At 67.6% G+C, this 23536-nt stretch carries 21 protein-coding genes and 1 tRNA gene; 10 read left to right on the top strand and 12 right to left on the bottom strand.

Features of this window, described 5'->3' with window-relative positions; genetic code table 11:
* The first annotated feature begins 20 nt into the window (after positions 1-20).
* Genes VK92_RS12145 through VK92_RS12135 form a run of 3 tightly spaced genes read left to right on the top strand, consistent with a single transcriptional unit; the run spans position 21 to position 5349 of the window.
* Positions 21-3245, top strand: coding sequence for an efflux RND transporter permease subunit (locus tag VK92_RS12145; protein ID WP_048022456.1), 3225 nt, complete (start codon positions 21-23; stop codon positions 3243-3245).
* Positions 3245-3928 carry a heavy metal response regulator transcription factor IrlR gene (gene irlR / locus VK92_RS12140; protein ID WP_021157388.1) on the top strand — a complete coding sequence of 228 codons (684 nt, stop codon included), beginning with the start codon at positions 3245-3247 and terminating at the stop codon, positions 3926-3928. Before VK92_RS12145 ends, irlR begins: the two co-directional genes overlap by 1 nt.
* Complete coding sequence (locus VK92_RS12135) at positions 3925-5349, top strand: heavy metal sensor histidine kinase (RefSeq protein ID WP_048022455.1); 1425 nt, start codon at positions 3925-3927, stop codon at positions 5347-5349. The genes irlR and VK92_RS12135 overlap by 4 nt, the downstream gene beginning before the upstream one ends.
* 79 nt (positions 5350-5428) lie before the next feature.
* On the opposite strand, the gene VK92_RS12130 is transcribed toward VK92_RS12135, so the two are convergent.
* Positions 5429-5716, bottom strand: a complete 288-nt coding sequence (locus tag VK92_RS12130) for a DUF4148 domain-containing protein (RefSeq protein WP_048022454.1) — start codon at positions 5714-5716, stop codon at positions 5429-5431.
* A 206-nt stretch (positions 5717-5922) separates the two neighbouring features.
* Here VK92_RS12130 and VK92_RS12125 point away from each other — a divergent pair, with 206 nt between their 5' ends.
* On the top strand, positions 5923-6270 hold the full coding sequence (locus VK92_RS12125) for a hypothetical protein (RefSeq protein WP_231600535.1): 348 nt from the start codon (positions 5923-5925) through the stop codon (positions 6268-6270).
* Positions 6271-6580: 310 nt separating this feature from the next.
* Here VK92_RS12125 and VK92_RS12120 read toward each other — a convergent pair whose 3' ends face one another.
* On the bottom strand, positions 6581-7741 hold the full coding sequence (locus VK92_RS12120; protein ID WP_048022453.1) for a porin: 1161 nt from the start codon (positions 7739-7741) through the stop codon (positions 6581-6583).
* 317 nt (positions 7742-8058) lie between these two features.
* On the opposite strand from VK92_RS12120, the gene VK92_RS12115 reads away from it, so the two are divergent.
* Together VK92_RS12115 and VK92_RS12110 are read left to right on the top strand one after the other, a co-directional pair.
* The gene (locus VK92_RS12115) at positions 8059-8334 is read left to right on the top strand and encodes a DUF4148 domain-containing protein (protein WP_021157383.1); all 276 of its coding nucleotides are present in this window, start codon (positions 8059-8061) and stop codon (positions 8332-8334) included.
* Positions 8335-8399: 65 nt separating this feature from the next.
* Entirely contained in the window at positions 8400-8903 is a 504-nt protein-coding gene (locus VK92_RS12110) for a hypothetical protein (protein WP_048022452.1), read from the top strand.
* A 22-nt stretch (positions 8904-8925) separates the two neighbouring features.
* Here VK92_RS12110 and VK92_RS12105 read toward each other — a convergent pair whose 3' ends face one another.
* Positions 8926-9651, bottom strand: coding sequence for a ZIP family metal transporter (locus tag VK92_RS12105; RefSeq protein ID WP_048022451.1), 726 nt, complete (start codon positions 9649-9651; stop codon positions 8926-8928).
* Positions 9652-9833: 182 nt separating this feature from the next.
* A complete protein-coding gene (locus VK92_RS12100) occupies positions 9834-11129 on the bottom strand; it encodes an O-acetylhomoserine aminocarboxypropyltransferase/cysteine synthase family protein (RefSeq protein WP_021157380.1) in 1296 nt (431 codons plus the stop codon).
* 132 nt (positions 11130-11261) lie between these two features.
* Between VK92_RS12100 and VK92_RS12095 the strand changes: the two genes are divergently transcribed.
* Positions 11262-11930, top strand: a complete 669-nt coding sequence (locus VK92_RS12095) for an O-methyltransferase (RefSeq protein ID WP_048022450.1) — start codon at positions 11262-11264, stop codon at positions 11928-11930.
* A gap of 36 nt (positions 11931-11966) precedes the next feature.
* On the opposite strand, the gene VK92_RS12090 is transcribed toward VK92_RS12095, so the two are convergent.
* From VK92_RS12090 to VK92_RS12065, 6 genes are all read right to left on the bottom strand, one after another.
* A complete protein-coding gene (locus VK92_RS12090) occupies positions 11967-13271 on the bottom strand; it encodes an XAC2610-related protein (RefSeq protein ID WP_048022449.1) in 1305 nt (434 codons plus the stop codon).
* Between the two features lie 61 nt (positions 13272-13332).
* Positions 13333-14481, bottom strand: coding sequence for a DUF1176 domain-containing protein (locus VK92_RS12085; RefSeq protein ID WP_048022448.1), 1149 nt, complete (start codon positions 14479-14481; stop codon positions 13333-13335).
* Positions 14482-14742: 261 nt separating this feature from the next.
* A complete protein-coding gene (locus VK92_RS12080) occupies positions 14743-15555 on the bottom strand; it encodes a nucleotidyltransferase domain-containing protein (protein ID WP_048022447.1) in 813 nt (270 codons plus the stop codon).
* Positions 15556-15612: 57 nt separating this feature from the next.
* Positions 15613-16836 carry an RtcB family protein gene (locus tag VK92_RS12075; protein ID WP_027790917.1) on the bottom strand — a complete coding sequence of 408 codons (1224 nt, stop codon included), beginning with the start codon at positions 16834-16836 and terminating at the stop codon, positions 15613-15615.
* 62 nt (positions 16837-16898) lie between these two features.
* Positions 16899-18038 (bottom strand): slipin family protein, encoded by a 1140-nt coding sequence (locus VK92_RS12070; protein WP_048022446.1) that lies wholly within the window; start codon positions 18036-18038, stop codon positions 16899-16901.
* Between the two features lie 258 nt (positions 18039-18296).
* Positions 18297-18369: transfer RNA gene (locus VK92_RS12065), tRNA-Cys, on the bottom strand.
* Between the two features lie 336 nt (positions 18370-18705).
* On the opposite strand from VK92_RS12065, the gene rtcR reads away from it, so the two are divergent.
* Entirely contained in the window at positions 18706-20325 is a 1620-nt protein-coding gene (gene rtcR / locus VK92_RS12060; RefSeq protein WP_048022445.1) for an RNA repair transcriptional activator RtcR, read from the top strand.
* Positions 20326-20401: 76 nt separating this feature from the next.
* Positions 20402-20917: an SUKH-3 domain-containing protein gene (locus VK92_RS12055; RefSeq protein WP_231616441.1), complete on the top strand. Its 516-nt coding sequence runs from the start codon at positions 20402-20404 to the stop codon at positions 20915-20917.
* 25 nt (positions 20918-20942) lie between these two features.
* Here VK92_RS12055 and VK92_RS12050 read toward each other — a convergent pair whose 3' ends face one another.
* Positions 20943-21533 (bottom strand): nuclear transport factor 2 family protein, encoded by a 591-nt coding sequence (locus VK92_RS12050; protein WP_048022444.1) that lies wholly within the window; start codon positions 21531-21533, stop codon positions 20943-20945.
* A gap of 128 nt (positions 21534-21661) precedes the next feature.
* On the opposite strand from VK92_RS12050, the gene VK92_RS12045 reads away from it, so the two are divergent.
* Positions 21662-22204 carry a MarR family winged helix-turn-helix transcriptional regulator gene (locus tag VK92_RS12045; protein WP_027790922.1) on the top strand — a complete coding sequence of 181 codons (543 nt, stop codon included), beginning with the start codon at positions 21662-21664 and terminating at the stop codon, positions 22202-22204.
* Between the two features lie 39 nt (positions 22205-22243).
* Here VK92_RS12045 and VK92_RS12040 read toward each other — a convergent pair whose 3' ends face one another.
* Entirely contained in the window at positions 22244-23455 is a 1212-nt protein-coding gene (locus tag VK92_RS12040) for an IscS subfamily cysteine desulfurase (RefSeq protein WP_048022443.1), read from the bottom strand.
* Between the last annotated feature and the right edge of the window lie 81 nt (positions 23456-23536).

Raw genomic sequence — 23536 nt, 5'->3', positions numbered from 1 at the left:
CCGCTTCAAGGAACCCCGCCATGTTTGAACGCCTGATCCGCTTTGCGATTGCGCACCGCTGGCTCGTGATGCTGGCGATCGCGGCCGTGGCCGCACTGGGCGTGTTCAGCTACCAGAAGCTGCCGATCGACGCGGTGCCCGACATCACCAACGTGCAGGTCCAGATCAATACGGCCGCGCCCGGCTATTCGCCGCTCGAGGCCGAGCAGCGCATCACCTATCCGGTCGAGACCGTGATGGCCGGGCTGCCGGGCCTCGAGCAGACGCGCTCGATCTCGCGCTACGGGCTGTCGCAGGTCACCGTGATCTTCAAGGACGGCACCGACATCTACTTCGCGCGGCAGCTCGTCAACGAGCGCATCCAGGAAGCGAAGGACAAGCTGCCGCCTGGCATCGCGCCCGCGATGGGGCCGACGTCGACGGGGCTCGGCGAAATCTACCTGTGGACCGTCGAAGCCGATGCCGCCGCGCGCAAGCCCGACGGCACGCGTTATACGGCGGCCGACCTGCGCGAACTGCAGGACTGGGTCGTGCGGCCGCAGCTCCGGAACGTGCGCGGCGTGACCGAGGTCAACTCGATCGGCGGCTACGTGAAGGAATACCGTGTCGCGCCGAATCCCGCGAAGCTGATGTCGTACGGACTGACGCTCGCCGACGTCGTCCGCGCGCTGGAACGCAACAACGACAACGTCGGCGCCGGCTACATCGAGAAGCGCGGCGAGCAGTATCTCGTGCGCGTGCCTGGCCAGGCGCGCACGGTCGACGACATCGCGAACATCGTGCTGACCAACGTCGGCGGCGTGCCGGTGCGGATGAAGGACGTCGGCGTAGTCGACATCGGCCGCGAACTGCGCACCGGCGCCGCGACGTCGAACGGCGAGGAAGTCGTGCTCGGCACGGTCTTCATGCTGATGGGGGAGAACAGCCGCACGGTCGCGAAGGCCGTCGCCGAGAAGATGGCGGACGTGAACCGCACGCTGCCGTCCGGCGTGAAGGCGATTCCCGTGTACGACCGCACGGTGCTCGTCGAGAAGGCCGTCGCGACGGTGAAGAAGAACCTGCTCGAAGGCGCAATCCTCGTGATCGCCGTGCTGTTCCTGTTCCTCGGCAACATGCGCGCGGCGCTGATCACCGCGCTCGTGATCCCGCTGTCGATGCTGATGACCTTCACCGGAATGGTCAACGCGAAGGTGAGTGCGAACCTGATGAGCCTCGGCGCGCTCGACTTCGGGATCATCGTCGACGGCGCGGTGGTGATCGTCGAGAACTGCGTGCGGCGGCTCGCGCATGCGCAGGCTACCGCCGGCCGGCCGCTCACGCGCGACGAGCGCTTCGCCGAGGTGTTCGGCGCGTCGCAGGAAGCGCGGCGCGCACTGATCTTCGGGCAACTGATCATCATGGTCGTGTACCTGCCGATCTTTGCGCTGACGGGTGTCGAAGGCAAGATGTTCCATCCGATGGCCATCACCGTCGTGATGGCGCTCGCAGCCGCGATGGTGCTGACCGTCACGTTCATTCCGGCGGCCGTCGCGCTGTTCATCGGCGAGCGCGTCGAGGAGAAGGAGAACCGGCTGATGGGCTGGGCGCGGCGCGCATACGAGCCGGTCCTCGCGGCATTCATGACGCGGCCGGTGCGCGTGATGCTCGGCGCGGGCGCGATCGTACTCGTCACGCTCGGGCTGGCCACGCGGCTCGGCAGCGAGTTCATCCCGAGCCTGAACGAAGGCGACCTGGCGGTCGCCGCGCTGCGGATTCCCGGCACGAGCCTGTCGCAGTCGGTCGAGATGCAGAAGTCGATCGAGAAGACGCTGAAGGCGCGCTTCCCCGAGATCGAGCGCGTGTTCGCGCGCACCGGCACGGCCGAGATCGCGGCCGACCCGATGCCGCCGAACCTGTCGGACGGCTACATCATGCTGAAGCCCGTCGACCGGTGGCCCGACCCGAAGAAGCCGCGCGACCAGCTCGTGCGGGAGATCGAGGAAGCGCTCGCCGAGCTGCCGGGCAACGCGTACGAGTTCTCGCAGCCGATCCAGCTGCGCTTCAACGAACTGATCTCGGGCGTGCGCAGCGACGTCGCCGTGAAGATCTTCGGCGACGACATGGCCGTGCTGAACCAGACCGGCGAGCAGATCGCGGCGGCATTGCAGAAGGTGCCGGGCGCGTCCGAAGTGAAGGTCGAACAGACCACGGGGCTGCCCGTGCTGACCGTCAATCTCGACCGCGACAAGCTCGCGCGCTACGGCGTGAGCGTGGCCGACCTGCAGGATACGGTGGCCGCGGCCGTCGGCGGGCAGAAGGCCGGCACGCTGTTCCAGGGCGACCGCCGTTTCGACATCGTCGTGCGGCTGCCCGACGAGCTGCGCTCGGACATCGAGGCGATCAAGCGGCTGCCGATCGCATTGCCCGCGCCGGCGGCCGGCGCCAGCGCACCGCTCGCGGCGGCGCCGTACGTGCCGCTCGCGGAGCTCGCGACGATCGACGTCGCACCGGGCCCGAACCAGATCAGCCGCGAGGACGGCAAGCGGCGGGTGGTCGTCAGCGCGAACGTGCGCGGGCGCGACGTCGGCTCGTTTGTCGCCGACGCGCGCGAGCAGCTTCAGCAGGACGTGCGCGTGCCGGCCGGCTACTGGGTGTCGTGGGGCGGGCAGTTCGAGCAGCTGCAGAGCGCGAGCGAGCGCCTGAAGCTCGTCGTGCCGCTCGCGCTGTTCATGGTGTTCGTGCTGCTGTTCGTGATGTTCAACAACGTGAAGGACGGGCTGCTCGTGTTCACCGGCATTCCGTTCGCGTTGAGCGGCGGCGTCGTGTCGCTGTGGCTGCGCGGGATTCCGCTGTCGATCACGGCGGCGGTCGGCTTCATCGCGCTGTCGGGCGTGGCCGTGCTCAACGGGCTCGTGATGATCTCGTTCATCCGCAACCTGCGCGACGAAGGGACACCGCTCGAGGCCGCCGTGCGCGAAGGCGCGCTCACGCGGCTGCGGCCGGTGCTGATGACGGCGCTTGTCGCGTCGCTCGGTTTCCTGCCGATGGCGTTCGCGACCGGCACCGGCGCCGAGGTGCAGCGCCCGCTCGCGACGGTCGTGATCGGCGGTATCCTGTCGTCCACGGCGCTGACGCTGCTGGTGCTGCCCGTGCTGTACCGCGTCAGCCATGCGGTGTCGTGGCGTGCCGCGCTGGCGGGCGGCTTCGGCGGCGGCTTCGTGTCGGGCGCGCTGCGCCGGCTGGGTTTTTTCAAGGGTAATGCGTGATGCGAATTCTGATTGTCGAAGATGAACCGAAGACGGGCGCATATCTGCGCAAGGGCCTGACGGAAGCAGGTTATGTCGTCGACTGGGTCGAGGACGGCATCACGGGCCAGCACCAGGCCGAGACCGAGGAATACGACCTGCTCGTGCTCGACGTGATGCTGCCCGGGCAGGACGGCTGGACGCTGCTGCAGAACCTGCGGCGCAGCAAGTCGACGCCGGTGCTGTTCCTGACCGCGCGCGACGATGTCGGCGATCGCGTGAAGGGGCTCGAGCTCGGCGCCGACGACTATCTCGCGAAGCCGTTCGATTTCGTCGAGCTGACCGCGCGCATCAAGTCGATCCTGCGGCGCGGCCAGCCGCGCGATTCGAACACGCTGCGGGTGGCCGACCTCGAACTCGACCTGACGCGCCGCAAGGCCACACGGCAGGGCGACACGATCCTGCTGACCGCGAAGGAATTCGCGCTGTTGTGGCTGCTGATGCGCCGCGAAGGCGAAATCCTGCCGCGCGCGACGATCGCGTCGCAGGTGTGGGACATGAATTTCAACAGCGACACGAACGTCGTCGATTCGGCGATCCGGCGCCTGCGTTCGAAGATCGACGACGCGTACGACCCGAAGCTGATCCACACCGTGCGCGGGATGGGCTACGTGCTCGAAGCGCGCGGCGGCGCGGCCGCATGATCGCGCGACTGCTGCCGCGTACGCTGCGTGGACGCCTGACCGCGCTGATCATCCTGTCGACGTCGGTGATCCTCGCGTCGAGCGGGGTCGCGCTTTACGAGGCGCTCAGCAATCGCGTCGAAACGACGGCCGCCGAGCAGATGGCCGGGATTTCCGCCGCGCTGGGCGCGCACCTGGCCGAAGCGCGCTCGACGGCAGACGTCACGCGCAACGTCGATATCTGGATCGACCAGTTGCACGGCCATCCGAACATGGATCTCGCGATCTACGACGCGACGGGCACGCGCCTCGTCGGCACGCCCGGATTCCGGCTGATTGCACCGCTGCTGTCGCTCGACGCGGGGCGCGTGCCGGTCGGCGTCGCGCCGCCCGGCGCGCGGCAGCAGTATCTCGTGACGACCGTGCCGCTCGCCGGCGCAGGCGCGCCGGTGGTACGCGTCGCGGTGCAGTACGACCGCAGCGCCGACATGCTGCTGCTGCGCACGCACGCTTATACGATCGTCGTGATCGAGGTGTTCGGCGTGATGCTCGCGGCCGCGATCGCGTACGGCATCGCGGCACTGGGCTTGAGCCCGCTGCGGCGGTTCGCGGCGCGCGCCGAGCAGATGTCGACGAGCCGGCTCGCCCATCCGCTGCCGGAACTCGATACCGCGGGCGAGCTGAAGGAACTCGAGCACGCGTTCAACGGGATGCTCGGGCGGCTGAACGAGTCGTTCACGCGGCTGAGCCAGTTCTCGTCGAATCTCGCGCACGACATGCGCACGCCGCTCACGAACCTGCAGGCGGCCGCACAGGTCGTGCTGTCGCAGCCGCGCAGCGCGGATGAATACCGGAACGTGATCGAGTCGAGCATCGACGAATACCAGCGGCTGTCGCGGATGATCGAGGACATGCTGTTTCTCGCGCGTTCGGAACAGGCCGGCACGTCGATCGACGTGCGGCGATTGAATGCGGCGGAGGAGGCCGGGCGCGTGGCCGGCTACTACGAGGCGCTTGCGGAGGATGCGGGCGTGCAGGTGAAGGTCGACGGTCACGCGTGGGTCGATGCGGACCTGACGCTGTACCAGCGCGCGCTGAGCAACCTGCTGTCCAATGCGCTGAGGTACGCGCCGCGCGGCAGCGTCGTGACGATCGACTGCGTGGAGCAGGGCGGTGCGACGACGATTGCCGTGTCGGACACGGGGCCCGGCATTGCCGCCGAGCATGTCGGGCGGATTTTCGAGCGCTTCTATCGCGTCGATCCGTCGCGGCACAATTCGGCGTCGGGTACCGGGCTCGGCCTCGCGATCGTCCGGTCGATCATGGACAATCACGGCGGCGAATGCGGCGTCGACAGCGACCCCGGCCGGCACACGACATTCTGGCTGCGCTTTCCGAGCCAGCCGGCCGAACCGAAGCGGCTGGCGGCCGCCGGCGCCTGACACCGCGGGCGGGCACGCCCGCGCGTTCGCCATGAGGCGGCCGCGCGTGGCGCGCTGCCAGCGGCCGTGCGGCCGGGCGTCATTGCCGCGCGGTCAGTTCGTCGTGGTTGTCGGTCTGCGGCTTCTTCTCGCCGCCATGCACCGAAATCCCGTGAAGCTCCTTGTTGCGCGCGATGAGCTCGCCGCTCGGCGGGTACTGCGTCTTGCTCGTCGGCACGACGCCGTCGTGCTGCGCCTGCTTCAGTTCATTGACGACCTGCGTGCGGGTCTTGCCCTGCGTTTGCGTCTGCGCGGACGCGGCCTGCGAGACCATGCCGAGCGACAGCGTGGCGGTGACGAACAGTGCTGCGAATTGTGCGGTTTTCATCGAGTGCTCTCCTTGATCAGGGCCGCCAGGTGGCGAGCCATGGACCCAGTATGCGAAAGCGGCCGTGCGTGATCGTGATCGCGAGATGAAAAATGCGTCAGATTGCGTGATGCCGGGATGTGCCGTTCGACCGCGGCCGACATGATGCAATCGTCATGTTCGCGTCATGGGCGCGATGAGCGGGAAGCGGAACATGAAGCCTGCCGATGGTCGACCTGGCCGACGGCATTCGCGCCGTCCGCGACAGCAGCATGGAATGCGGGCGGCCCTTTCCGACTTTCACCCCGGACCGAAAATTGCATTGTCCCGCCATTCGCCTCGCCTTGATCGCAGTACTGATCGTCCCGTTGTTCGCGGGTTGCACATCGACGCGCTCCGGCCTAACGCCCGCTGCGTCGACCACATCGGCCACGCCCGCCGCCGCGCGCAAGCCGCTGCCGGCCGACCTCATGCCTGGCGAGCAGATCGACTATGCGGGGCATCGCTGCGGCAATCCGAACCTGTACGTCAAGACGCACGTGTGCCTGTTCCCGCAGCGCAGCGGCACGCGTTGACCGCGATCGCATCGCACGCGATTGCGCGCTCTCAGGTTGCCGGGGATGCGGCTGGAGTCGTCCGGGATAGCGCGCGGTCGGTCGAGGGTTCGTCGCCGAACACACAGGATGTCGATTCGCGACGAGCAAAAAGAAGCCCGGCACTCGACGAGTCCGGGCCTAACGCGTGACGTGCCGTGCGGCAGCGACCCGCTTGCGTGGTCTGGAACGGGCACTGCCCGTCACGTTTCCGATCGTAGCGAGGCGACGCTTCGCTAACCTGATCGGGACATGAAATTTTCGTCACGCGGCGCGTGTATCGCCGCCACGATCAGAACCGGTGGCGCAACCCGAGATTGACGATGCCCTGCGTGCGCGTTCCGCCATAACCATAGGAACCGATCGACGCCTGCGCCGTTTGCGTGCCGCCGTCGAGCGTGCGCTGTTCGCCGTTCGCGCGCTGCCATGCACCGACCGCGTAGAGATCGGTGCGCTTCGACAGCACGTAATCGGCGCCGGCGGACACCTGATGATAGGTCGCGCCCGTATCGCCGCGGGCGCGCGTGTAGCTGTAGCCGACGCCGACGAGCAGGCTGGGTGTCGCCTGGTAGTTGAAGAAGCCGCGCGCGGTGTCGTACTTCTGCGTGCTCCGGAATGCGGACATCGCATCGGCCTTGTACTGCGCGTTGCTGTAGTCGATGCCGACCGCGAACGGCGCGAAGCTGTAGCGCACCGCGCCGCGCGCGATGCCGATCGATTTCGCGGAGAGATAGCCGCCGTTGACCAGCGACCCGTCGAACGTGCCGTCGGAGGTGCCGTTCCAGCCGGTGCGGATGCCGTTGGCGAGCGCTGAACGATTGGCGGCGTAGTAGTAGCCGCCGGCCACGTCGACCGGGCCGTTGCTGTACGACAGGCCGGCCGACCAGGTTTGCCCGGCGCCGCTCTTGCCGGCCACGCCGCCGAGCGCGTACATGCCGACGAACTGGAATCCGTTGATCACCGGAGACGTGTATTTCACCGCGTTGTCGGTGCGCGACGACGTGTCGTAGTTGTCGACGTCGCCGGGTGTCGCATAGACGCTGCCGAAGTAGAAATCGCCGGTAATCGGCCACGCGACATCCGCGAGCGCGTCGTACTGGCGGCCGAGCGTCAGCGTGCCCCAGCGCGCGCTTTCGAGACCGACGAAAGCCTGCCGGCCGAACATCCGGTTGCCTTGCCCGAGCGCGCCGGTGTTCGGGTTGAAGCCGTTTTCCAGGGTGAAGACCGCTTTCAGCCCGCCGCCGAGATCTTCCGCGCCCTTCACGCCGAAGCGGTTGCCGAGCAGGTTGCCGTTGCCGAGGCCGACGAGATTCCTGCCGTTCGCGTCGGCATTCCACACGTAGGTCAACGACGTATCGAACAGGCCGTACAGCGTGACTTCCGACGCGTGTGCCGCTTGGGCGGCCGCGAGCATCGCACCCGACATCATCGCGAGCCGAACTGGAGTTTTCATGGTGTGTCCCTGAGGTTCAAGAGGATCGATCCGTGCATCGGTCGATTCCGACGCCGCGCGTCGGTGCGGCAAGCGCGGAATGTCGCAATCGCGCTGCCGATTCTGGAAAGCGTTCGGATCGTGAAGGTGAGGGACAAATGAGAAAAATCTCATTGCCGCGTCATCGACCTGGAAACTTGCGACCCGTTTTAATTGGGAGTGCGATATAGAAGCGGTCGGGGCAGTGACGAAACCGTCATGCTGCGATCACGATTCCGCACCGCCGCCGGATCAAAGTGAAGGCTCCTGTCACATCTTTCCAGCAAGGAGCGAGCCACATGAACATTCCGCGACCGATGATCGTCGTCGCCGCCGCCGTCCTGTCGATTGCGGCCCTCTCGCAGGCAGCGGCCGCGCAGCAGAAGACCCGTCAGGAAGTCCGTCAGGAACTGGTGCGTGCGCGCCACGACGGCGTGATCCCGAGCCCGAACCATGACTACCCGGCGAGCCCGGCCACCGTCGCGCGCAACCAGGAAATCCATCGCGCGACGGTACATCGCGGCGAGGCGGCGCCGCGGGTCGATGCGCACGACAACCGTCTTGCGGTTCGTTGATCGTTCATGCGCGGCCGGCCGGCACGGTGCCCGCCGGCCGCATCCCACACGAAAAGGAGAGTGCCATGCGCCATTTCGCGAAAGGAATCGTGCTCGCGGCGTGCCTGGTGTCGTCGGCTGCGATGGCGGCCGGCTGGCCGGAACGCGCGCTGTCGCACGCGCCGGCGCACGAGGTCGGCCGCCGCGCGAACGAGCGGATGCGCTGCGAGCTCGCGACCGTGCCGGCCGGCGAATGGAGCGCGACGTTCACGCGCGGGCAATGCGAAGTCGGAAACGGACGGCTGACGTTCGTGCCGGCCGATGCAGGCGGCGGGCAGGATGTCGCGGAGAAGCGGATCCTGCTCGGCGACATCCGCACCGCGTCGCATCAGTCACGCAAGCTGAAGGAGCAACTGCAACTGACGACCCGCGACGAGGTGATCGCACTGAACGTGCTGACCGACGACGGCAGCCGCAAGTCGCGCGAACACGCGATCGACCTGTGGGCCGCGCTGCGCGACGAAGGCGTGACGCCGGTCAACGGCACGCGCATCGTCGATACGTATCCGACGGGCGCGACGACGTGGTAACCGGCGCGCGGCCGTGCCCGGCTTATCCGGCCTTCACCGATCCTTCGATCAGGAAGAACACGATGAAGCCGATGAAGAACGCGGCCGTCGCAAACGGCGTTTCGGGCACCTCATGCGCTTCGACCAGCAGTTCCTCGGTGACGAGGTACAGCAGCGCGACGGTGCCGAGCCCGAGCAGCGCCGCGTAGATATTGGCGGGAAGTCCTGCGAACGCCGCATTGCCGGCAACGGCCGCGATGCTCAGCAGTGCCGCGATCCCGACCGGCACGACGATCGACAGCATGCGGCCGATGCCGGCGGCCGCGAGCGCGGCGCTGACCGACAGCGCGAGGAACAGCACCTCGAGCGTCAGCGCGACGGTCAGGATGATGCCGCTTTCGGTGCTCGCGGAGAAGGCGATGCCGAGCACGAGGCCGTCGATGACGAGGTCGATCGCGGTGACGATGACGAGGCTCACGGGCAGCCGCGCGTCCACGAAGCGCGTCTCGATCGCGCCGGACAGCGCACGGATCGCGAGCATCAGCGCGATGCCGAGCACGAAGCCGACGACGACCGGAAACAGCGCATGCGCGCGATCTTGCGGCAGCAGTTCGAGCGCCGCGGCCGCGAACACGATGCCGCCGGTGAAATGCTGGATGACGCTCGACGTGGTCGGGCCGGGGGCGCGCCACGCGGCGGCGAGTGCGCCGAAACAGGCCGCCAGCACGGGCGGTAACGTCAGTAGCGCAAGCTTCGCGGTCGGTGTCATGAGGCCTCTCGAACGGTTGGCGTACCGCAGCGGGCTCGGCGTCCGGCTGCCCTGCCGCAGGGTACGGTTCATGCACGCCGGGCGTTGCCCCGGCATCAACCGGGGATTGAACACCCTGAAGCCGCTTCAAGGTCAACACATTCGATGCAGGGCGCACCGGCAAGCCGGCGCGCCCGTGCCGGTCACACCTGCGCGAGCGCCTGGTCGAGATCGGCGAGCAGGTCGTCGATATGTTCGATGCCGATCGACAGCCGCACCGTTTCCTCCTTCACGCCGGCCTTCGCGAGTTCGGCCGGCGACAGTTGCCGGTGCGTCGTCGATGCCGGGTGCGTCGCGAGCGATTTCGTGTCGCCGATGTTGACGAGCCGCGTGAACAGCTTCAGCGCATCCTGGAACTTCGCCCCGCCGTCGCGGCCGCCCTTCACGCCGAACGTCAGGATGCCCGGCGCACGGCCCGACAGGTAGCGCGCGACGAGCGGATGGTCGGGGTGATCGGGCAGGCCCGCATAGTTCACCCATTCGACCTGCTCGTGACGCGCGAGATGCTGCGCGATCTTCAGCGCGTTGTCGCTGATCCGCTCGACACGCAGCGCCAGCGTTTCGATGCCCTGCAGGATCTGGAAGGCATTGAACGGCGAGATGGCCGCGCCCATGTTGCGCAGCGGCACCACGCGCGCGCGGCCGATATAGGCGGCCGGCCCGAACGCTTCCGTGTAGACGACGCCGTGATAGCTGACGTCGGGCTCGTTCAGCCGCTTGAAGCGGTCCGCATGCTCGGCCCACGGGAACTTGCCCGAATCGACGATCGCGCCGCCCAGGCTCGTGCCGTGCCCGCCGAGATACTTCGTCAGCGAATGCACGACGATGTCCGCGCCGTGCTCGAACGGGCGCAGCAGATACGGTGACGGCACCGTGTTGTCGACGATCAGCGGGATGCCGTGGCGATGCGCGACTTCCGCGAGCGCGGCGATGTCGGTGACGTTGCCGAGCGGGTTGCCGACCGATTCCGCGAAGATCGCCTTCGTGCGCGCGTCGATCAGCGGCTCGAACGACGCGGGGTCGCGCGGATCGGCGAAGCGCGTCGTGATCCCGTATTGCGGCAGCGTATGCGCGAACAGGTTGTAGGTGCCGCCGTACAGCGAACTCGCGGACACGATGTTGTCGCCGGCCTCGGCGATCGTCTGGATCGCGTACGTGACGGCCGATTGTCCCGATGCGAGCGCGAGTGCGCCGATGCCGCCCTCGAGCGCGGCGATACGCTGCTCGAGTACGTCCGTCGTCGGGTTCATGATCCGCGTGTAGATGTTGCCCTGCACCTTCAGGTCGAACAGGTCGGCGCCGTGCTGCGTGTCGTCGAATGCGTACGCAACGGTCTGGTAGATCGGTACGGCGACCGCGCGCGTGGTCGGGTCGGGACGATAACCGCCGTGCACGGCGATGGTTTCGAGGCGCCAGTTCGAAGAGGCCTGGTCGGTCATGGGTGCTCCGTCTGTTGTTGTGGTGGTCGAGCGATTATAGGAGCACGTGCGCGGCGGCCCTTAGAACGAATGGTTTGTTGCTTATGGCGGTGCGGCGCATAGAATGCCCTTTCCGCAAACAAGGGGTGCGCGATGAATCAGGAACACTGGAACCAGGTGGATGCGTATTTCTCCGCGACGCTCGTGCCGTCCGACGACGCGCTCGACGCCGCGCTGGCGGCGAGCGACGCGGCCGGGCTGCCCGCGATCAACGTCGCGCCGAACCAGGGCAAGCTGCTGCAACTGCTCGCGACGATCCGCGGCGCGCGGCGGATCCTCGAGGTCGGCACGCTCGGCGGCTACAGCACGATCTGGCTCGCGCGCGCATTGCCGCCGGGCGGCACGCTCGTGACGCTCGAGCTGAACCCCGAACATGCGAAGGTCGCGACGCGGAACATCGCGCGTGCCGGGTTCGCGGAGGTCGTGACGGTGGTGGTCGGCAGCGCGAAGGACAGCCTCGCGCGGCTCGTCGACGCGGGCGAAGCACCGTTCGATTTCATCTTCATCGATGCCGACAAGGACAACAACCCGGTCTATCTCGACGCGGCGCTGAAGCTGTCGCGGCCCGGCACGGTGATCGTCGTCGACAACGTCGTGCGCGGCGGGCGCGTGGCCGATCCCGGCAATCGCGAGCCCGACGTGGCCGGCGTGCGCGACGGGTTCGCGCGTCTCGCAGCCGCGCCGCATGTCACCACGACGGCCGTGCAGACGGTCGGGCAGAAGGGCTGGGACGGGTTCTCGATCTCGATCGTCGGCGCGTGACGTGACGGCGGCACGCGCATGCGGTCGGCACGCGCGCTAGTTCTGGTCGGGATTCCTGTCGTTGCACTGGTCGGGATCGTCGCGCAGCACGATGCGGCGGATGCGGCCGTTATCGTAGAACGGCACGTCGGGGCAGAACTTCATGCCGGCGCGGGTCGGCGTGCGCTTCCACGCGACCCTTTCGGTGCGGACGAGCGTCGGCGCGTGGCCGGGCGTGCCCGGCTTCCAGATGCCGATGTACACGCGCGCCATCCACGGTGACGCGTCCGCCTCGCAGTCTTTCAGCGTGCCCAGCGTCGAGCGCAGCCCCGTGCCGGTCTGCTCGATGCGCTGCGGAAACTCGATGTAGCCGTCGCCGTAGCCGGGCGTGACGTAGCAATAGCGGCGCGTGTTTCCGTCGAGCACCGGCAGCAGGTAGCTGCTGGCGGAGTCGGTCTCCTTCACGTCGTTGCCCTGCCAGCGATAGGTCGTCACGCCGTGCTCGCAGCAGCTCGCGCGCCAGCTCGTCCAGATGATCCGGTGCACGGCATCGAACTCCGGCGACGTGATGCCTTGCAGCCCCTGCGGCGCGTCGACGAAGCGCCGCGTCTTCGGGTCGAAGATCCACGTCTGGTATGGCATGTTCGGGCTCGCGCCCATCGATTGCGCGAGCATCAGGTCGGGCCAGCCGTCGAAATTCACGTCGGCGAAATCGGGCGTGAACAGGCCGCAGGTGCCGCGTGAATCGGTCTGCAGCGTCTGCACGAGGCGGCCGCGATCGTACAGGCGGATCGCGGCGACGTGCGGCGGGTCGTTGCACGAACCGTCGTCGTCCGGCAGCTTGTCCGCGACGAGGCGGATCTCGTAAGGGAACGGCCTGCCGTCCGGTTTCGTTGCGAGCGAAACGGGCAGCGAGCGTTTGCCGTCCGGCGACGCCCACGTGCCGGCCACCGCATTGTCGAGCGACGCCACGCGCCACGTGCCCGTTACGCGATCGGCGCCGGCTTTCGCGCCGCTGTCGCGTTCCGACAGCGTGGCGCCGTGCGCGTCGAGCGTCCCCTTCAGCGCGAGCCGGTAGCGTTTGTCGGACGTGCAGGGCGCGTAGCAGTACGAGCCCGATACCGTGCCGGCCACGCGCGACAGCGAGACTTCGACATGCCGGTTGCCGATCGTGCCGACCCAGTCGCGCGACCAGAACGGGATCTCGACCGTATCGTCGGCGCTTGCCGCGCGTGCTGCCTTCATTGGCGAAAAGGCGAACGCGGTTACGGCGAGCAGCGCGAACGCAATTGCGCCGCGCCAGCCGCGCGTGCGCCGCGTCGCGGTCGCGTTGCGCGACGCGTCGATGAACGGGAGATGCATGGGTCGGCCCCTCGGTTTGTTATGGGTGTGACTGCCGGCGTGTTTCGGTGCGATGCACGCGTCAGCGGTTTCCCGGCGCATCGGCGCGTCGATACAGGCGTGGCCATTGATCGTCGAACAGGCCGTTGCACGTGCCGTGCGTGGCGATGTCGCTGAGCAGGAAGCGCCGGCCGTCGAAGATCCACGACGCGGTCGAGCCGCAATCGCCGGCACTGCGCAGCCTGACCTTGCTCGACAGCGTCGCGCGGGTACGGTCGTAGGCGGCCTCCGTCAGTTCGTTCGCGAACGACGCCGAGTCGAGCCCCGCGTTCGCGTTCTCGCCGAAATTCATCGCCGTCGGCGTGAACGGTGCCGTCCTTCGCACGCGATACCACAGGTCGGTGTGGTTATACATGCTGCTGGTCTGGCACGGTATCGCGACGAGCGCCTCGTCGGCGGAAATCGCCACGGCGCGCGACGCCTTCCGGCGATCGCCGGCCGACATTTCGTCTTCGACGTCGGCCGCACATTGCTTGATGTCGTCGCCGAACTTCGCGAGCACCGCGTCGACGAGCGGGCGCTGCCCGCCGGCCGGCAGGTCCGCGACGGCCGGCGCCGGCACGACGGCGGGCGGCAGTGCCGGCGCGGCCGGCACCGACGACGCGGGCCGGTTGCCGGGGCGCAGCAGCGCCGTCGTCGTGCCGACCCGGCCTTGCGTGTCGTCGATCAGCAGCAGCGCGGCGTTCAATCCCGTCAACGGCGTTCGAACGGCTTGCGCCGACGCCGGATCGCCGAAGCTCAGCAGTTGCGCGTTGCGCGCCGCGGTGAGCCATGCGGCAACCGTTGCCGGATCGTCGGTGCGGATCCGGAACGGGTGTGCTTCGTCGTCGTCCGGTTTGCCGCCGAACGCATGCCACTGGGCCGCCATCGCGTCGAACGGGCGGCCGTCCGCGCGCGCGGTGCGCAGGTCGAGCGGCGCCGACGCATAGAGGGCGAGCGACGCTTGCGCGTCCGGGCCGGCATCGCGCGTCACGCGCAGGATGAGGCTGATGCGCGAGTCGTCGGTGTCGTCGGCATGGCTTTCGGCAATGCAATGATTGACGTTGTCGCAGACGACCGACCAGTTCTTGAAGTCGCGCTCGACCGGCGGCCGCGTGAGCGGACGGGCCTGGGCAACGATCGGGGAAACGGCGAGGAGGGCGGCGATGGCGAGCGAAAGGCGGTGCGACATGACGGTTCGTATCGACTGTGGATGGGCGGGCGCAAGACGTCGGACTGCAAGCGCATCGTCAGCAAGCGGGGCGGTCGAAGGCGGCGGCGCATGCAGCGGCGCGCTTTGCCGAACGGTGTCGAGTATACCGCCGCAAAGCGCGCCGATCGCGGCGGCGACGCTTTGTGTGCGGGCACGTACGTTGCTGGGCGGTGTGGTCGCACGTGTACGGAACGGATGCGCAAACGGCGCGATGCCCGCAGGCACCGCGCCGTTCGCTTTTCATCGGGCGTCGACCACGTCGCGCAGGAACGCGTCGAGCATCGTCACGTCCCCCCACGGCCGCTTGTATTCGCGATCGTGTTCGGCATCGGCGAGCATCGTCTCGACGAGCGCGTGGATCGCCGGCCGGCGCGGCCCGTATTCGCTTTCGTTCGCGCTCATCTTCAGCGCGAGCAGCGCGTCGAGCTCCGCGCGCACCGACGGCTCGGGCACGGTGCCGTCGACGAGCGCCGCGAAACGCATCGGCGGCATCCCGAGCCCCGCGTCGATCCAGCGCACCGCGAGCAGCGGCCGCAGCACGTACAGGTATTTCTTGTAGCGCACCGTGTCGCCCTGCAGATAGCCGCGAAAGTTCTTCTTCGCCATCGCGAGGTAGTGATGACGCCCGCGCACCGGCGAGAAGAACGCCGACGCCAGCGACCTGAGCCGCGGCGCCCAGCGCGCGTCTTCGCGATACACGACGGGCGAGTCGAGCCATTCGAGCAGCGTCGGGTTCGAGCGGCGCAGCAGTTGCAGCGCCTTGCGCAGTTCCCAGCCGCTGACGTCGAGCTCGTCGTCGAGCGGCCGCTCGATCACGTCGCGTTGCGCTTCGACGCTCAGGTACCAGTCGCGCCGGTGCGCATACACGAAGCGCACGTCGTAGTCGCTGTCCGGCGAGGCGAATCCCCACCCGCGGCTGCCCGATTCGCACGCGAACAGTACGGTCACGTCGTGGCGGCGCTCGACTTCCGCGAGTTCCGCCATCACGCGCGCCCGCACGGCCGGGTCGACCGGGTGCGCACTGCGCACGGCAGTCAGTTGTTCCGTTTTCATGATTGTCTCGTTTCTCTCTCGTTGCGCGCGGCCGCCGGCCATCGGCCGCGCACCGCGCTATCCTTTCACGCACACCACCTGGCGCAGCGTGTGCACCACTTCGACGAGGCTGCGCTGGGCCGCCATCACCGCGTCGATGTCCTTGTAGGCCATCGGGATTTCGTCAACGACGCCCGAATCCTTCCGGCATTCGACGCCCTGGGTCGCCTTCACCTGGTCGTCGACCGTGAAGCGGCGCTTCGCTTCGGTGCGGCTCATCGTCCGGCCCGCGCCGTGGCTGCACGAGCAGAAGCTTTCCGGGTTGCCGAGCCCGCGCACGATGAAGCTTTTCGCACCCATCGAGCCCGGAATGATCCCGAGCTGCCCCTTCTGCGCGGACACCGCACCCTTGCGCGTCACGAGCACGTCTTCGCCGAAATGGCGTTCGCGCTGCACGTAGTTGTGGTGGCAGTTCACCGCGTGTTCGTCGACCGAGAACGGCTTCGCGATCACGCCGCGCGCCGCGCCGATCACCGCATCCATCATCGCCTGCCGGTTGCGCCGCGCGTAGTCCTGCGCCCAGCCGACCGCCTCGACGTAGTCGTCGAAGTGGCGGCTGCCCTCGGTGAAATACGCGAGGTTGCGATCCGGCAGGTTCGCGATGTGCTGCCGCATGTCGGCCTGCGCGAGTTCGATGAACAGGCTGCCGATCGCATTGCCGACGCCGCGCGAGCCGCTGTGCAGCATGAACCACACGTGGTCCGCTTCGTCGACGCACACTTCGATGAAGTGGTTGCCGGTGCCGAGCGTGCCGAGATGCGCGTAGTGGTTCGTCTTTTCCAGCTTCGGATACTTGTCGACGATCCGCTGGAAGCCCGGTTGCAGCGACTTCCACGATTCGGTCACGGCGGCCGGCGTGCGGTCGCCCCATGCGCCCGGATCGCGGCGGCCCGGCGCGCGGCCGTGCGGCACCGCGCGTTCGATCGCACTGCGCAGGCCCGCGAGCGAATCCGGCAGGTCGGACGCCGTCAGCGTCGTGCGCGCGGCCATCATCCCGCAGCCGATGTCGACACCGACCGCGGCCGGAATGATCGCGCCCTTCGTCGGGATCACGCTGCCGATCGTCGAGCCCTTGCCGAGGTGGACGTCCGGCATCACCGCGACGTGGCTGAAGATGAACGGCATCTGCGCGGTGTTGCGCAGCTGCGCGCGCGCTTCGTCCTCGACGGCGACGCCTTGCGTCCACATCTTCACCGGCTTGCCGTTCGCCAGTTCCATCACCTGGTAATCCATTGCACTCATTTGCTTCACCTGATTCCTTCATTCATGCGGCGCGGCACACTTGCGCCGCGCCGTTGCGCCCGTCAGGCGCCCTTGATGCTGACGAGTCCGTTCAGCACCTGGTCGAGACCGCCGAACACCGAGATGCGGTCGATCCGTTCCGCGACGCGCTCGAGCGTTTCCAGCTCCTTGAGCCGCAGCGCGGTCGGGTTTTCTTCCATCACCTTCGCGGTGTTCAGCAGCGAACGCGTGGCCGCCGTTTCCTCGCGGCGGCGAATCACGTTCGCCTGCGCGGACTTTTCCGCCTCGACCACCTGCGCGAGGATCGTCTTCATGTCGCCCGGCAGCACGATATCCTTCACGCCGACGCTGCGCACGTCCACGCCCGAGTTGCCGAGGCGTGCACGCACCTGCGTGATCACGACGTCGTCGATCGACTGCTTGTCTTCCAGCAGTTCGTCGAGCGAGCGCGTGCCGACGGCCGAACGCAGGGCGAACTGCAGCTCGCGGTACAGGTGCTCGACCGGCTTTTGCAGCTGGCCGAACGCATGCAGCACGTCCGCATAACACCACGTCGCCGACAGGTTCAGCCGCAGCGCGACCTTGTCGCGCGTCAGGATTTCCTGTCCGCCGACTTCGAGCGCCTGCACGCGCAGGTCGACCAGTTCGACCGCGATGTCGCGGTTGAAGCGCCAGAACGCCGAGACACCCGCGTCCAGCAGCCGCTCGATCTTGCCGTCGATCTTCAGCACGCCGACGTGGTACGCCGGCACCTGCGCCAGCAGTACGCCCGCCAGGCCCGCCACGCCGCGCGCCCGCAGTGCCGGTTGCGCGATGCGCTTCACGAGCGCGGCCGGCAGCACGCTGTCCTGCGCGAGATCGACGCGCTCGAGACGGTGCGCGGTCAGGCCGCGCCAGTACAGCCGGCGCGTGCCCGGCGCCAGGATCTCGACGAGCACGTCGTCTTCGTAGCGCAGGCCGGCTTCGTCGTCGGCGAGATCCATCGCGACGAAGTGCCGGGCGAGCACGTCCGGTGCGTCGTGACGCAGGTAATCGGCCAGTGCCGCGTCGGCGAGCGGCGCGTCGAGACGCGCGGTCTGCACCGACAGGCGCTTGAACGGATCGAAGGCCTTGAACACGCCCGGTTCGAGCACCTTCACGAAATCGCCCTCGTTCATCAGCAGCGCGCGTTCGTTCTTTTTCACTACATGTCGCATCCACATATTCTTGTCCTTTTCTTCGATGACCGCCGGGTGACGCGCATCGTGCGGATCGCGGGGCGACGCAACCGGGCGGGCGGCGCGCAGGCCCGGCGCCGAAGTGCGCGGCGACGCATCCTGCTTCGCGTCGTCGTGCGCCTTTGCGCGGGCCGTGCGGCCGTCCGGCCGATCGCGCGGAACCGCAACCGGTCCGACGCGCGGCGGGCCTGGCGGCCCGCACCGGCGGGTACTGCTTTCATTACAAGGCTGTCCTTGCGGACAGCGTTCGAGCGGGATTCGAACCCGCTACACACCGGCTTGCGCCGGCTGCTCTACCCGAATGAGCTACCGAACGGAGGGCGCCCCGGGATTCGAACCCGGGCGAAGTTCCAGTACGCGCCCGTTTGCCTTCGTCTGCCCATGGCGGCATGCGCGACCGCGACGAAACAGGTTCGGCGGCGGCGCACCAGCAGGGCTTTGTGAACCCTGGCTCGCGGGCCAGCGGGACATCCGGCGCTTTCTATTTAGCGAGGAGCGTGCCAGCGGGCGGCGCAATGCGCGAAATAAATCGCAAGGCATTGAAATAAAAGGGGAAGTTATTTGTCATGACCAGCGGCGCATGGAAACCCGGCCATGGCTCGATCCGGAAAATTCGATACAATCGGATCGCCTCTTATCTTTTGGGATAAACATGCGCAAGACCGTCGCGATCGGTTTTCTCGGTACCGTGCTCGACCAGGGCGGCGGCTCGCAGCGCCGCTGGCGCAACTGGCGGCCGACGATTTCGCTGTGCGAGCAGCGCGACATGCCGGTCGACCGGCTCGAACTGCTGCACGCGCCGAACTACGCGCGTCTCGCGAACCGCGTGAAGCAGGACCTCGAGCGCGTGTCGCCGCACACCGACGTGCGGCTCGTCCCGATGGAGATTCGCGATCCGTGGGATTTCGAGGAGGTCTACGCGACGCTGCACGATTTCGCGCGCGCCTACCCGTTCGATCTCGACCGCGAGGACTACCTGATCCACATCACCACCGGCACGCACGTCGCGCAGATCTGCTGGTTCCTGCTGGCGGAGGCACGTTACCTGCCGGCGCGTCTCGCCCAGACGGCACCGCCGCAGAAGACCGACGAGGGGTTGAGCGGGCCCGGCACGATGTCGGTGATCGATCTCGACCTGTCGCGCTACAACCGGATCGCGCAGCGCTTCACGCGCGAGCGCGACGAGACGGTGTCGTTCCTGAAGGCCGGCATCGCGACGCGCAACGCGCGTTTCAATGCGCTGATCGAGCAACTGGAGCGCGTGGCCGTGCGGTCGCGCGCGCCGATGCTGCTGGTCGGGCCGACGGGCGCCGGCAAGTCGTTTCTCGCGAAGCGCGTGTACGAGCTGAAGCGCGGCCGCCATCGGCTCGCGGGGCCGTTCATCGAGATCAACTGCGCAACGCTGCGCGGCGACGCGGCGATGTCGACGCTGTTCGGCCACGTGAAGGGCGCGTTCACGGGTGCGCAGTCGGCGCGGGCCGGGCTGCTGCGCGCGGCGGACGGCGGGCTGCTGTTTCTCGACGAGATCGGCGAACTCGGGCTCGACGAACAGGCGATGCTGCTGAAGGCGATCGAGGAGAAGCGTTTCCTGCCGGTCGGCGCCGATGTCGAGGTGGCCAGCGATTTCGAACTGATCGCGGGCACGCACCGCGACCTGCGGCAGATGGTGGCGGCCGGCACCTTCCGCGAGGATCTCTATGCGCGGATCAACCTGTGGACGTACGAACTGCCGGGGCTGGCCGAGCGCCGCGAGGACATCGAGCCGAACCTCGAATTCGAACTCGACCGGTTCGGCCGCGAGCAGGGCGAGCAGGTGCGTTTCAACGTCGAGGCGAAGCGGCGCTATCTCGCGTTCGCCGCGTCGCCGCGTGCGGCGTGGGCCGGCAACTTCCGCGAGCTGTCCGCGTCGGTCACGCGGATGGCGACGCTGGCCGATGCGGGACGGATTACCGAAGCGCTGGCCGAACAGGAAGTCGAACGGCTGACGCGCACGTGGTCGCAGCCCGGCGGCGCGGGATCGTCCGACGCGTGTGTCGAAGCGGTGTTCGGCGCGCGCGCGGCGGAACTCGACCTGTTCGACCGTGCGCAGCTCGAACGCGTGCTCGACGTGTGCCGCGTGTCGGCAAGCCTGTCGGAAGCGGGGCGCACGCTGTTCGCGGTGTCGCGGCAGAGCAAGAAGCAGCCGAACGACGCGGACAGGCTGCGCAAGTATCTCGCGCGGTTCGGGCTGGATTGGGAGGGGGTGAGGGGCGCGCTCGATGCGTCGAGGTGACGGGCATGCGCGATGCATTTCCTGTGTCGCGCATGGTGGATAGCGCGTGCGGTATCGTGCACGCAAACTCGGGAGGGTGGTGGTGATCGCGATTCCTTTGTCGGTCAAGGCGCTGTTTGCCGATTCGGGGTGGCGTGGCGATTCCGATTGCCGAGTGTCGTCCGGCGATGGCGAGCATCCGGGGGATGCCATCCTGCGCGAATTCGGCGGGCTGATCGTGGGCGCTTCCGCCAGCGGGCAGACCTGCGCGCGAATGGGGCTCGCCTTTCATGCGCTGGCGCGCAAGGATCACCAGATCGACGCGTGGGAACAGGCGCTCGGGACGACGATGATCGGCTTCGCCGAAGACGATCTCGGGTACGCCGAGTTTTATGTCGATGCGCAGGGCCGGGTGTTCTCGACCAATTGCGTGGTCGACGGCGTGCATCTGTGCGGATTCACGTTCGGCGAAGCGGTCGAGCGGACGCTGCTCGGGCGCGTCTCGATTCCGCTGTTGCTCGACCACCGGGCAACGATCGCCCATTACGGCGAGGTTCTGACGAGCGACGATCCGCGCGTGATGACGGTCCGTCAGCTCCTTGCCCGCACGTGAAGCGGCGACGCGCTTCAGCCGTGTTTCAACCGGCCGCCGCTGCCGCCGCCTCGTGAAACGGCGCCAGGAATGCCCATTCCGGCTGCGCGGCCGCGACATCCGCCAGCCCGCGCGCGAACGCGTGCGCCGGCAGCCACGGATACCCGAACGCCGCATGCAGCGCGTCGAGTTTCGTCGACTCCGGATCGTCGATCGTATCCATGCGCGCGACATGAATGTGCAGCGCGGCGATCCGCGCACCGCTTTCGCTGTCGGGTGTGAACTGCCAGCGGTACGTGCCGTGCCCGATCCGCAACGCGCCGTTGTCCTTCTGCCGCATCACGACGAGCCACGACATCCCGCTGATGCCATGCGGGTCGACTTCGGGTTCCGTGCAAACGTAATAGGTCCGGCACCGCTCGAACCGCTCGCCGAATTCCTCGACCAGGGTGCGTGCGATCGCGGCCGCGCCCGTCGCGCGCGGCGGAAAATCGATGTCGTCGTTCGCGAGCGAAAAGCTCAGCTCGGCATCGGCCGCGAAGCAGTCGGCGATCAGCGCGGGCCGGTTCAGGTCCTTTGCGCGCAGATAGCATTCGAGCAGCGCGCGAACCGACGCGGGATGAAGCGGGAAGGGCATGGACGAGCCTCCTGTAGCGGGAAATGGGGTCACGCGCAGCGGCCGGACCTGGCCAGGGGCGCATGTGCCTTTGCCGTATAATTTCGTTTCAAAGCTAAATTCGCATGACCGTACGGAGCGTCGAAGTCATGGCCAAGCAGCAAGAGGAGTCCGTTCTGACCATCACCAACCCGGCCTGCCTGATCGACGGCACGGACACGGAATTTCGCCACCTGATCAACGGGCTGCTGCCGTTTGCGGCCCGCCTGCTGTCGGTACGCGACGGCTTCGGCTCGCTGATCGGCCTCACCGGCATCCAGTATTCGCTGCTCGTATCGGTTTCGCATCTTTCGCACGACGACGTCGTGACCGTCAACCGCCTCGCCGATCACCTGCACCTGAGCGGCGCATTCGTCACGATCGAGACGGGCAAGCTGAAGAAACTCGGCCTGATCGACAAACGCCCGGACCCCGACGACAAGCGCAAGATGCGTCTCACGGTCACGCCGGCCGGCTCGAAGCTGCTGAAGGCGCTCACGGATACGCAGCAGCGCATCAACAACGTGTTGTTCGAGGGCGTGACGAAGACCGAATTCAAGGCGCTCTGCTCGGTGATCGACCGCCTCGTCACCAACGGCGACCGCGCGACGCTCGATCTCGCGCACCTGATCGCGCGCCAGGAAAAAGGCTGACGCGCACGCGCCGCCAGCCCGCCTGACGCTCGGCCGCACTCAGTGCGCGGCCCACTCGATCGTATTCAGGTCGACCCCTTCGAGATGCATGTCCCACAGCGGGCTCAGCGCGCGCAGCTTGCCGACCGTGTCGCGCACCTGCGCAATCACGCTGTCCACTTCGGCCTCGGTCGTGAAGCGGCCGAGCGTGAAGCGGATCGAGCTGTGCGCGAGCTCGTCGCTGCGGCCCAGCGCGCGCAGCACGTACGACGGCTCCAGCGATGCCGACGTGCACGCCGAGCCTGACGATACCGCGACACCCTTGATCCCCATGATCAGCGATTCGCCTTCGACGAAATTGAAGCTGACGTTCAGGTTGTGCGGAATCCGGCGGGCCAGATCGCCGTTCACGTAAACCTCGTCGAGCGTCGACAGGCCGGCCAGCAACCGGTCGCGCAATGCGCCGACGCGGCGGCTTTCCTCCGCCATCTCTTCCTTCGCGAGCCGGAACGCCTCGCCCATCCCGACGATCTGGTGCGTGGGCAGCGTGCCCGAGCGCATCCCGCGCTCATGGCCGCCGCCGTGCATCTGCGCTTCGATCCGCACGCGCGGCTTGCGGCGCACGTACAGCGCGCCGATCCCCTTCGGGCCGTAGACCTTGTGCGCGGTCACCGTCAGCAGGTCGACGTTCAACGCATTCACGTCGACCGGGATCTTGCCGGCCGCCTGCACGGCGTCGCAGTGGAACACGATGCCGCGCGCGCGGCACAGCGCGCCGATCTCCGTCACCGGCTGGATCACGCCCGTTTCATTGTTCGCGAGCATCACCGACACCAGGATCGTGTCGGCGCGCAGCGCCTGCCGCACCGTGTCGAGGTCGAGCAGGCCGTCTTCGCGCACGTCGAGGTACGTGACGTCGAAGCCCTGGCGTTCGAGTTCGCGGCACGTATCGAGCACGGCCTTGTGCTCGGTCTTCACCGTGACGAGATGCCTGCCCTTGCCCTGGTAGAAGTGCGCGGCGCCCTTGATCGCGAGGTTGTTGCCCTCGGTCGCGCCGGAGGTCCACACGATTTCGCGCGGATCGGCGCCGAGCAGCGCGGCGACGTGCGCGCGCGCTTCCTCGACCGCCTGCTCGGCATCCCAGCCGTAGCTGTGGCTGCGTGAAGCCGGGTTGCCGAACTGCTCGTGCAGGAACGGCACCATTTTGTCGACCACGCGCGGATCGACGGGCGTCGTCGCGCTGTAGTCCATGTAGATCGGACGGGATTGCATCGATGCGGCTCCGGAAAACGGTGTCTCCCGCAGTGCGCGAAAGCACCGCGGAACAGGGTAGCCGCAGTGTACGTGGACATT

Origin of the sequence: Burkholderia sp. LK4, assembly GCF_001043615.1 — a bacterium.
In the GTDB taxonomy this organism is placed as follows: domain Bacteria; phylum Pseudomonadota; class Gammaproteobacteria; order Burkholderiales; family Burkholderiaceae; genus Burkholderia; species Burkholderia cepacia.
The sequence above is the reverse complement of the archived record's forward strand: the minus strand, read 5'-3'. Positions and strand labels throughout refer to the sequence as shown.